Raw genomic sequence first — 10,830 nt, 5'->3', positions numbered from 1 at the left:
CCTATGGTTGCAAAGTTATCTAAACCAATATCAATACTAATTATCCTGCCATTATCTTTTCTTGTTTCAGGAATTTCTATTTGATAAACTACTTCAATAACAATATGATTATTTCTTGGTAGTATCCTAACTTGTTGTAGATTAATTGCTTTTGTGTTTAATTTAAAACCATTAAAATATTTAGGAAAATGAATTTGATTATCTTTTAATTGGCAATTTTGATTGGTTAAAAGACCTGGTTTCTATATATCGTTTACAAGGTAATAAATTACATTACAATTAACCTGTTATCTTAAACATATTGATTTCATCTGGTTTTAATCAATCTAATCTGATAAATAACTAAATACCAATATGAGGAAAATAAAAAAAAACAATGCTTTTTAAGTCTGAAGCAAAAAGCATTAAAGCAAAAGCTAAGGATGCAGCCATTGCCACCTCTTTTCTAGTTAAAGACTGCTTAGTAATTCAACTGCTTTAATTTCACAACCGCAACATACCGGTACTGCTGACTGATTTGAAGATCTTTTTATGTCATAAGAAGATATGCACTATACACTTCATTCTTCGTTAATATGGTATCTGAATCTGCCACTACTTTTAGCTGCATTTAGACAAACCCGTGGCTTTAATTATCCAACAACTCTTAGTTTGGATTAATGCCATAACTGGTTAATACCTTTTGCTTCAAGTTTTACTTAATCTTTGGTAAAGGACTATTTTCTAGTTATCTTATTAACCTCACCCCTCTACCAAAAGTTCAAACACATTCCAATTTAATATAATTCTACTAAAATTTTCTATTTCCTGCCTTTTCTAATAAAAAAATCACCCATAAGAATTTTACTCTTACAGGTAATTCTTTGTTTCCATACAACCTCAAACCCTTGATTTAAAGAGTTTTTTTGGTATCGGTTAGCTTATTGTTCCGGAGTGACAGGATTTGAGAATCTCTACTTTTAGTTTGAAGATGACAAGGGTAGATATAATTTTTAAAAAGTTAAAACGGCATGTTTAAGAACTAAAATTTTGTCGAGTTTATTAACAACCTCATTTTCTGGAATTAGTAATTTCAACTATTTTTGTTTTTAATGTCTTCATATTTTAAACTTTTAATTTCATAAGTTGTGAAGAGAGTACCTAGTATCACGATTAAGATCATAAAAATGCTTGAATTAATTAATTTCATTGCCCAAGAAAACCATAGTAAAAAAACCAACAACCAAATTATTACTAAAAAACAACCATCTATGGGGGTATTCACATCTATAAGGTATCCTTTGTATTTTAAAATTGAAGACAATATAATGTAGGATAGAGCAACCATACCTGCTATATACCTAGTTGTATTTATTGTATTTTTAGGAGTTAATAGTACAACAATACTCATTAGTAATAATAATATACACTTATCAATTAATATTTGTATTTTTGCCTTCTTAAGGAGTTTAGATTTATTAATTTCAGTCAATAGTTTCACCTACTTTTCTGTTTTGTCACCTTCTATATAATAAGAATATGAAAGTTTTCCAATAAACTTGAAATTAAAGTTAAAAATAACAATTACAGAATTGTTTGTTAACAATATATTCTATTAAATTAATAATTTCCCTTCTTTTATTTTTTTGTTTTTCCTCTCTAATACAACCTCAAACCCTTGATTTCAAGAGCTTTTTTTGGTATCGGTTAGCTTATTGTTCCGGACTGACAGGACTTTTAAAGGTGTTCATTAAGCATAATGTAATTTCCTCTAATAACTAAAATTTGATCTAATACATGGCTAATCACTATCATTTCTTCTTGCTCAAATTTATCATTTAATACTATTAAATTGTATTGATTTCTACTAAAAGATGCACATGGCTAAATATAATTGACCTCTAACGGTTCCACAAATTCTATAGGGGATTTGTTAAAATAAGTAATAACTTAGTAACAAATCAACTATCTTTAATATAATAAGAAAAAAGACACAACCACGAAAAAGGCTAAAAAATTCTTTCTTAAAAGAAAAATCCTTAATGTTAAATGGATTAAAATAGTAATATTCAGCAATTTTTCTAATAATAAAACTTACTCCGGTACCTAAGAAGCTTATTATAAAAGATACAAAAAATATTAATAAAAGTGCTTCTATAGTGCTAGCAATTAAATCCATTTAAAATACCCCTCTTTTTAAAGTTGTTTAAATTTAATATCCGGTTCACTAAAAGATTATGGCTTGTACCCCTAATATTAGAGAATATTTACTTAGAACAGAATAGACATTATACTACATTGTCTTTTTTCATATGTTATATGATGTGAAAAGGACTAATCTCATCCCTTTTTACTTTTCATAGCAATCTTTAATATATTCATTCCATCACTTGTATAGCCTTTTAAAGGCCCATTCCTAAAGTTAATCGGAATAGCGGTTAGGAGAAAACCAACCACATGTATCCTTAAAGAAAACTCAAAAAGCCAAACCAAAATCTTTTGTACAAGTGTTTGCTCGTTACCTTTAAGAATGTATAATAAAAAGCTCAGTAAAAAAATAAATAAAATATTTGTCAGAGGTCCACCAAGTAACATCATAATATACTGGAACTTGGATCCCCTATGTTTGGGTTCAAAGTAAAAATATCCATCTATCGGAATGGCTTTTATAGTAAATTTTTTAGACTTTATAATCTCTCTACCTGAGCCAATTCTAATATGCCAGTCTTTATCGCGAAAAAATATACGGTACATTAAAGCATGGCCCATTTCGTGTAAAAATACAGCTATAAAAAAGGAAAGCCATACCAAAATCGAGACTATCAGTATATTGAACAAAACCTCTAAAATAATCAAAATTATAATATGCAAAATAGAACCCCTCCCTTTATAAATTTTCGTATTGTAAAACTTTTTTATATAAAAGTAACTTAAACAACTTCAAGAATCATGGAAAAGTTATAAAACCTGTTACATCCTTTATTGTCCTTTCTTTTCTCTAATTGCTCCAAATATAGTTATTTCGTGAATCACCTCACTATTGTCGTCCACATACATTAGGGAAAAAATAATTGGATCCCATATTTCTTTATGAATATAACCTCTTAAACTGGGATATTCGGTAAATTTAAACTCAAAAACAATGCTGACTTGGTTCAAATCACCAACTTTATATGAGAAAATCTTATTATTTATTATTAAAGTGTCGTTTATGATATCTCCTTCCGAATCTTGATAAATACCCAATGAAAACTTATATTCATCATCAATAATATCATTAGTCATCGCAATTAATTTTAGATACTGCTCATCAAATATAATTTTAACTTTTCCAGTTATTTTAGAATTACTAACTACAATTTCTGTAATGTCAACAGTTGTAAAAGTTGCGACTGGGTGAATAGATACTCTGTCCCCAGAATATACTTCTTTTTTACATCCCGCTACAAAGAATAACATTAAAGCCAAAAATAGTATCTTTCTTTTCATTAATTTATCTCCTCTCAAGACTCATATTTACCAGCTTGTTCAGTTTATCAACATATATTTCGCCTAAAAAAACAATTGGAGCAATTTCATTACAAGGGTTGCACCAAGTTGCCATAAATCGGGTTGTCGAGAAAGATAAATTCTAATTCACTAAATTATTTATACTCCTAAAGCCGTAAGTACTTTTACAATAACAACATAAGTAAATATTACAAAATATAATCTAAAAAAATTATTTTTTAAATAATCTTCGAAAATCATCTTTTTGATGATTTCTCTTTCTTTTAAAAAAGGATCATAGAAGAATTCATTTTCAAATTTCCCTAACATATAAAAGATTGGAAGTAGAATTATAGTTAATATACCTGGCAAAATTACAATTTGAAATATTGCCTTAACAATACTAATAAATATTCCCAAGAATATCACTCCCTTTCTACTAAACTATGGATATATGACTATACTGCTAAATTATATAGATTTCTGCTAAAAAGGTGCACACAAGTTGATAAATTTTTAAAAACACTTCTCTATATTTCTATTACCAAGTCTGCCAAATCTTCTATTGATGAATCATGGGTTATTATGATAAATGTTTTATTTGGATATAGCTTTATAGCATTGGTTAAAATCGATCTTGCCGTTTTATCATCAATAAAGGCTGTAGGCTCATCCATTACTATAATCGGTGTCTCCCGAGATAACCCCCGTAAAATTCCTAAACGTTTTCTCTCTCCTCCTGAAAGATCTTTTAATTTTCCTTTATTAGTTGATTTAAGTATTTTATCCAAAACCTTATCTAACCCTAATTTTTTGGCTTTCGATTTTAAGTCATTTAAAGAAAAGTTATCAAATGTTGAAAAACAATCGGATATATCATTACCGAAAAACTTAGGTTCTTGTTCAACCACAGAAATCAATCCCATTATATCCCCTTCATCTAAACTGTTAATATCAATCCCATTTATAAAAACTTTTCCTTCTTCTACAGGATAAAGTTTCAGCAATATATTTAGTAACGAACTTTTTCCCCGGCCACTAACTCCTTTAATAAAAGTTATTTTACCCGTAGGAATGGATAAATTCAATTTATTAAAAATATTAACATCTTTGAAAGAAAAATCAAGATTACGAATTTCTATAGCATTTTGGGCTAAGTTATTAATTTTTTCTTTACCCTTCACATCTTCCTCAAATTTCAACTGAGACTCCCAGTTTAATATCTCTTCTACTCTGTTTAAGGAAACTATAGATGGTTCAATTTGGGTTGCATAATTTGACATAAAATTAACAAACACCACCAACCAATTAATATATTGAGAAAATGCTACTATAGTTCCTATTGTTGTTAACCCACGTGAGAAAAGCCATGCCCCTAGAAGTATTACTGTTACTGATGTTGCATAGCTGATAAGTGATGAAAAGACTCCTTGGAATTTAAGGTTGTATTTATAAAACTTAAAACTTTTAGCTAAAAACTCATCAATAGATTTGTTAAAAATATCTAATATACTTCTATAAGAGCCCTGCACACGAACTGAATAGTTTGCATCAAGCCCTTCCTCCAAAGTAGCAATAAAATTAGCGTTCGCTTTCTGCCTATCATTAGCAAGGATAGGAGCATTTTTTTGATACCTCTTATATCCAATGCTATAAATTATAATAAAGAAAACAGAACTGATTGCTAGATGGGGTGATAGGACAAACATCAAAACTACTGTAATTGTAACTAAAATAAGATGACCTACTAACTCTGAAAAACTTTCTACAATAAGTGGACCGGTACTGGCTGCATCACTTGTGATTCTCTGAATTGCCTCTCCTGGCTTAATTTTATTGGATGTAAGGTAACTCGCTGTAAAAAATTTACTATACATTTGTGTTTTAATATCTTTTTTAACTTTAAGCTCCAATAAACGACATGCATACCCTTTACTGTATAGTAGTATTATTTGCAAACCTTCTATTATAATAAAAGCTAATATCCATGGGTTTATTATACTATCGTAAATTGTAAATGAATCTATTACCCCTTTGAACACAAAAGGTATTATTGCACTAACGGCAAAGAAAACAACGTTGAGGCAAAAAGCTACAATCCAATTAGCCTTATACTTCCATACATATTTTTTCCAAAACCCGTGCATTATTTTGAATCTCATCTGATCCATACTATTTAGCCCCCCAAAATCAACCAATTATATACAAATGAAGCCCTTCTATAGACAGATTATATACTTAAGGAAATTTCATAATTAAATTTTAGTTTAAGTTGTCAATATATTGTGTTTGTTCTTTTTATAATACTATATCTTGATTTTTTGTTTTTGATTTCTTAATTATACAATTTCCTCAAACAATAAATTCTACAAAAGTAATAATTTTAGTAATAATTTTCCGTCTTTTTCTCTTACATGATATAACCTCAAAACCCTTGATTTGAAGGGCTTTTTTGTCATGTGTTAAATTTTTCGTTAAGAATGGTGTGGTTTTAGTAAAAAGAAAAATTTTGTCTAATTTATTTATATAGATCCACAATATGGCTAATGACTATGATTTTGATACAATTTAGCAGTTTAGAAAAGAGTTCACTTCTATATCAATACTGCTAAATTGTATCGATTTCTGCTAAAAGGTGGACACAGCTTGAAGCACTTGACCTAATTGTAAATCGTTTTATTTTGTTGTTTAGTGTGAAGAGCCTTTATTTATAACATACTGTATAGCTGTATCTGTTTCAAAATCAGCCCCTACTGTAGGGTCAACTTCTACATGTGGAACAATTCCTACTTTCTGATGGATAGTACCATCTCCATTTAAAGCAAGTGCCCCACTATACCTAATAACTATACCACTATTAGGCAAAGAGAATAACAGTGGGTCTATACCAATACCATCACGACCAGTACTCTCTCCTACTAACGTTGCAAAGCCACTATCTTTACTAAATGCTGCGAAACTTTCTGCTGCAGAATAGACAAGCTTATCCACTAGTAAGTATATGTCACCTTCAAATCCTACGGGGTCTAGGGGCTCTATGGTAAATTTTGAATTATTAAAATAGTCAAAGTCTGTTTTTATTTCTTCTGGAATTCTTTCAATCATATAATCTTCTAGTTCAGATAATGGTTTCAATTTCATACCTCTAGCTTTGTAAAAAGGCTTTGCATAATTTCCTCTAAAGAATGAATAGTATTCTACAGACAGTGGTTCCCTTATTAAAGGTTGAACAACATTTTCTATCCAATACCTAGTATCTCCCCCTCCATTACCCCTAATATCAATTATCAATTTATCGTAGTCTTTAACTTCCTCAAAGAAAGTTCTTATCCCTTTAGCGTCTTCTTCAATCCTTCCAGTTTCCATTTTTCTAATTTTTAGGTAAGCAACTTCATTGGGGATTATTATCTTGGACTCAAAAACTGGCGAATGAGATTGATAAATTTGCCTCGCAGTAATATCTGTTTCTGGATTAAAATTATAGAATTTCAACACTTTATCGTCGTTTAATACTTCTAGCCACGGTTTAGTAAGTTCAGCAATTTCTGGACAGGAATATACAGAATATGCCATTTTAAATGATTGCTCATCTAATGCATGAGTATGTCCTTGGTGTAAACTTTCGACAATTTTTCTAATAGCCATGATAAATTCTTCATCATTTTTTGTCTCCTTAATCTGTTTTTTGAACACCTCCTTATTATTTAACCATTGGGTTCCGTATCCGTAATCTGGATTTAAGAAAGGGTAATTTTCGTATATCATCTGGTATAAATATTCAAAGTCCTCTAGCTTCTCCTCTGTTGTTAGATTATCAGTATATTCCGTATTTTCATTGTTACATCCCAATAAAGTTATGGCTAACAATAGAGCCAAAAGAGATACTAAAAACTTTCTTTTCATTACAGTCATCCTCCCATAAAAAACATAGTTTACAAAAACTAGTAGTTTTTTATCCAACACACCCCTATATTCGCTGTATTGTTTTATTATTAATTATATATTATAATATTCTAAATAATAATAAAACCCTATTTTGATTGGGTTGACAAATTAACTTTTTTGTGTTAAGGGGGAACGTTAAAGTGTCGTATAACTTAAAACTTTTTGGGGAACAATTAAGACAATTAAGAAAGAAACATAAATCCACTCAATCAATGATTTCGGAAAAAACAGGTATCAATAAAGAGACCTTGAGAAAAATTGAAAATGGCAAAGTAGTTCCAAGGTTAGATACATTAGAAGCTCTTTCTATTGCCTTGAAAGAAGATATTACTGAACTACTACTAAAATGTAGATTAGATGACTATACTATTTTCAATAATATTAAAAAAAAGTTAGAATCAAAATTAGATAACAATGAATATGAAAAATTATCTACTGTACTAGATGAGATAAATAAATTAAATCCTTCAGCCATTAGTGATTATTATAAAATCCAAATTGAGCAAATTAGCTATTTCATTGAAGGTGCTATCTTATATAAGGTACACAATGATCCTCACAGTGCTTATAAAAAATTGATCAATGCTTTAATAGTTAGTAATGAAGAATTTACCATTGAAAATTATAAAGATTATACATATTCTTTAACAGAATTAAGAATACTTATGAACATTGCCTTCGTTATAAACGATTTAGGAAATAGTACTATGTATCTTGAAATCATGCAATTTTGTTTTGATAATTTGAATTCAGATCATCCCCTTTACCCAAAAATTTGTCACAACCTTTCTACAGCATACAAAAGAAACAATGATTATCAAAATGCTTTAAAATATACTGATTTAGGTATTAATTACTGCAAAAAAAATAAACAGTTTTCCGGATTACATATACTATATTACGGTAAAGGAGTAATAGAATATTACCTGAGTAACCCTGAATATGTTAATTCTATCAAAAAAGCTATTTTTATATGTGAATTATTGGATTATAATGAAATCAAAATACAAATTATTGAAAGGTGTAAGTTTTTTTTAAAGTGTGATTACGACTTTGAAAACATTTAATATCATAGTAAAAGCAAAACCCGTAAGAGCTAAACACATAACTCCTACGGGTCTTTTTATTGCTTCAGAGTAGGTTGGGAAGCTGATAGACCAATAGACAATTTTCAATTTTATACAAAAAATAAAAAATGTTGACAATTTAGAAGAGCTATTATAATATTTTTTTATGAAAAAATTTTCCAAATCAATTTAGAATAACTTAAGGAAAGGAGGGTCGAAGGGTTATAGGTTACTAAAACCCATTAGTACGTATAAGAAGCGGTGAGAGGTGATAAAAATGAATAGTCAAGAAAAAAAATCTACAATTAGTTTGGCATTGAGGCCCCTGAAGAGAAAACATTTATTTATAATAGGATTATTAACAACTTTTCTTTTAACTAATATTGTCTTATCAGTTTTTAATGCAAGAGTGCTTGGTCAACTTTTTGAAGGAGTGGCATCTGGTTCTTCAGTTAACAATACAATTTTTACATTAATAGCAATTATGGCGACAATGGCTATAATTTCTTTCCTTACTTCTCTAATTCAAAGTCGACTAACTTCAGATATCGAGTATACATATAAAGAATACACAGAGTTGACAATACTAAACTCAACATTTAGTTGGATTAAAAAGCAAAAAGTAGGTGACCTATTGACCAGAGTGTCCCATAACCTGTCACTAGCATCATCGTACTTTGGTATGGGACTTTTACCTTTGGTATCTAAAATATTATCTATTATTGTTTCTATATTTGTAATCTCTTTTATACACTATAGAATCACTCTATATTTACTACCTGTAATGGTACTAGCATTAGTATTACAAATGTTTATTGGAAGACCCCTTCAACAAATAAGAAAAAAATTATTCGATGCTATTGGTGAATCAATGGCAATAGCTAATGATGGAATCAATAATTATTGGCAATTAAAAATACTTGGAAAGGAAAAGTGGCTACTAAATAAGTATCAAGAATCACTTCTTGATATTAAGCGGTTCTTTTTAAAAATTTTTCCACCTATGGTTGTTTTCATGTCCATAGGGTTTATATTATCTATAATCCCTCTTGTTTTTTTGTTATTCTATGGTGCATTTTTGTATACCAATAATTACTTGTCACTCAGCTCTTATATTACAGTTATTATTCTAGGAATTCCTATAACTACATCAATTACAACTTTATCTCAACAAATAGTGTAAACGTCAAGTACTTTTTTACAAATTTTGATAAATAATTTTTTACACCTAATTTTTACCAAAAATGGAAGTTCTGTATTTCAATCGATAACTATCACCACATAAATTTATCACTTCACATTTATGGACTATTCTATCAAGGATAGCAGTAGTTATTGCAGGATCTCCTAATAATTCTCCCCAGTCTTCTGGTCCTTTATTAGAAGTGATAATAATGGATGTTTGGCCATAAAGTTTATTGATTAACTGAAAGAAAAGGTTAGCCTCATGCTTTTCCATAGCCATAAACATAAGATCATCAATAATTACAAGATCAGCCTCTGTGATACGTTTTAAACGAGTTTGAGCAGAACGTAATATTTCCTGAGTTTTAAGATAGTATATAAGGTCATTCATAGTAGTAAAAATAACTTTATACCCACTGTGTATAGCATGTATACCAAGCCCTATAGCTAGATGAGTTTTCCCTACACCAGGAGGACCAAGCATGATTAAGTTAAAACCTTGCTCAATCCATGTAAATTCTAAAAGTTGATTTAATTGTCGTCTACTTAATGACTGTTGCTCCGCTAAATCAAACTCATCAATAGTCTTGTATTCAGGAAATAAAGCTTGTTTTAACCTTTGTTCAATCTTTTTTTCACTTCTAGATTTAATTTCATGTTCTAACAAGTTTTCTAAGAATTTCTCATAAGATAACCCTTTTTCATTAGATAATTCTAAGATTTTTTCTAAAGCTGATGCAGAGTGAGATATTTTAAGGGTATTTAACATACCTTTGATATTGTCTATTGTAGCAATCACCATAGTCCTCCTTTTTTCTTAAAATCTATTACATATTTGATTTAATAATATCGGCATATTCTAAAATATCCCTTACTTGAGGTTTGGTTTTAATTTTTTCCATACTTGTTAAAGAGAGAGCTTTAATTTCTATGTTACTATCATTAACAATCCTAGTTTGTTCTTTTGCATAATGTTTTACAGCATCCTTAAAGTCTGCCGCACTGTATAGCTTATTTTTTATACAAAAGTTTAGCCCTTTTTCAATAGTATCAGTTGTTTGATCTTTTATTGCTTCTTTGATGATTAACAATTGATCTCTTATATATCTAGGTTTTGATATACGTATATTCTCAAAAAAATTCTTTGCTATTATAGGTTCAGGAA

The 10,830-nt window shown here is 29.2% G+C and carries 10 protein-coding genes and 1 pseudogene; 2 read left to right on the top strand and 9 right to left on the bottom strand.

Annotated elements, in window-relative coordinates:
• Nucleotides 1-1,072: 1,072 nt before the first annotated feature.
• The 7 genes from BMX60_RS10310 to BMX60_RS10280 form a co-directional block, all read right to left on the bottom strand.
• The gene (locus BMX60_RS10310) at nt 1,073-1,471 is read right to left on the bottom strand and encodes a hypothetical protein (RefSeq protein ID WP_091351384.1); all 399 of its coding nucleotides are present in this window, start codon (nt 1,469-1,471) and stop codon (nt 1,073-1,075) included.
• 441 nt (nt 1,472-1,912) lie between these two features.
• Nucleotides 1,913-2,158, bottom strand: a complete 246-nt coding sequence (locus tag BMX60_RS10305) for a hypothetical protein (RefSeq protein ID WP_091351383.1) — start codon at nt 2,156-2,158, stop codon at nt 1,913-1,915.
• 161 nt (nt 2,159-2,319) lie between these two features.
• Entirely contained in the window at nt 2,320-2,850 is a 531-nt protein-coding gene (locus tag BMX60_RS10300; RefSeq protein WP_091351382.1) for a site-2 protease family protein, read from the bottom strand.
• A 108-nt stretch (nt 2,851-2,958) separates the two neighbouring features.
• Nucleotides 2,959-3,468 carry a hypothetical protein gene (locus tag BMX60_RS10295; RefSeq protein WP_091351381.1) on the bottom strand — a complete coding sequence of 170 codons (510 nt, stop codon included), beginning with the start codon at nt 3,466-3,468 and terminating at the stop codon, nt 2,959-2,961.
• 159 nt (nt 3,469-3,627) lie between these two features.
• Nucleotides 3,628-3,888: a hypothetical protein gene (locus tag BMX60_RS10290; protein ID WP_091351380.1), complete on the bottom strand. Its 261-nt coding sequence runs from the start codon at nt 3,886-3,888 to the stop codon at nt 3,628-3,630.
• A 110-nt stretch (nt 3,889-3,998) separates the two neighbouring features.
• Nucleotides 3,999-5,639, bottom strand: coding sequence for an ABC transporter transmembrane domain-containing protein (locus tag BMX60_RS10285; protein ID WP_091351379.1), 1,641 nt, complete (start codon nt 5,637-5,639; stop codon nt 3,999-4,001).
• Between the two features lie 517 nt (nt 5,640-6,156).
• Entirely contained in the window at nt 6,157-7,371 is a 1,215-nt protein-coding gene (locus BMX60_RS10280) for a S41 family peptidase (RefSeq protein WP_177159782.1), read from the bottom strand.
• A gap of 182 nt (nt 7,372-7,553) precedes the next feature.
• On the opposite strand from BMX60_RS10280, the gene BMX60_RS10275 reads away from it, so the two are divergent.
• Together BMX60_RS10275 and BMX60_RS10270 are read left to right on the top strand one after the other, a co-directional pair.
• Nucleotides 7,554-8,480 (top strand): helix-turn-helix domain-containing protein, encoded by a 927-nt coding sequence (locus BMX60_RS10275; RefSeq protein WP_177159781.1) that lies wholly within the window; start codon nt 7,554-7,556, stop codon nt 8,478-8,480.
• Nucleotides 8,481-8,757: 277 nt separating this feature from the next.
• Complete coding sequence (locus BMX60_RS10270; RefSeq protein WP_091351376.1) at nt 8,758-9,663, top strand: ABC transporter transmembrane domain-containing protein; 906 nt, start codon at nt 8,758-8,760, stop codon at nt 9,661-9,663.
• A gap of 45 nt (nt 9,664-9,708) precedes the next feature.
• Here BMX60_RS10270 and istB read toward each other — a convergent pair whose 3' ends face one another.
• Both istB and BMX60_RS12335 read right to left on the bottom strand, forming a co-directional pair.
• Nucleotides 9,709-10,464 carry an IS21-like element helper ATPase IstB gene (gene istB, locus BMX60_RS10265; protein WP_479722607.1) on the bottom strand — a complete coding sequence of 252 codons (756 nt, stop codon included), beginning with the start codon at nt 10,462-10,464 and terminating at the stop codon, nt 9,709-9,711.
• Between the two features lie 28 nt (nt 10,465-10,492).
• Nucleotides 10,493-10,830: pseudogene (locus BMX60_RS12335) on the bottom strand (IS21 family transposase); the annotation flags it as partial.

This window comes from Anaerobranca gottschalkii DSM 13577, assembly GCF_900111575.1.
Classification (GTDB): Bacteria; Bacillota; Proteinivoracia; order Proteinivoracales; family Proteinivoracaceae; genus Anaerobranca; species Anaerobranca gottschalkii.
Note: the sequence above shows the minus strand (reverse complement) of the source record. Positions and strands in the feature narration are given on the sequence as shown.

Excerpts from the sequence above, each read along its gene's own strand:
- BMX60_RS10305 (WP_091351383.1), bottom strand. The coding sequence starts at position 2,158 with ATGGATTTAATTGCTAGCACTATAGAAGCACTTTTATTAATATTTTTT.
- BMX60_RS10295 (WP_091351381.1), bottom strand. The coding sequence starts at position 3,468 with ATGAAAAGAAAGATACTATTTTTGGCTTTAATGTTATTCTTTGTAGCG.
- BMX60_RS10285 (WP_091351379.1), bottom strand. The coding sequence starts at position 5,639 with ATGGATCAGATGAGATTCAAAATAATGCACGGGTTTTGGAAAAAATAT.
- BMX60_RS10280 (WP_177159782.1), bottom strand. The coding sequence starts at position 7,371 with ATGAAAAGAAAGTTTTTAGTATCTCTTTTGGCTCTATTGTTAGCCATA.
- BMX60_RS10270 (WP_091351376.1), top strand. The coding sequence starts at position 8,758 with ATGAATAGTCAAGAAAAAAAATCTACAATTAGTTTGGCATTGAGGCCC.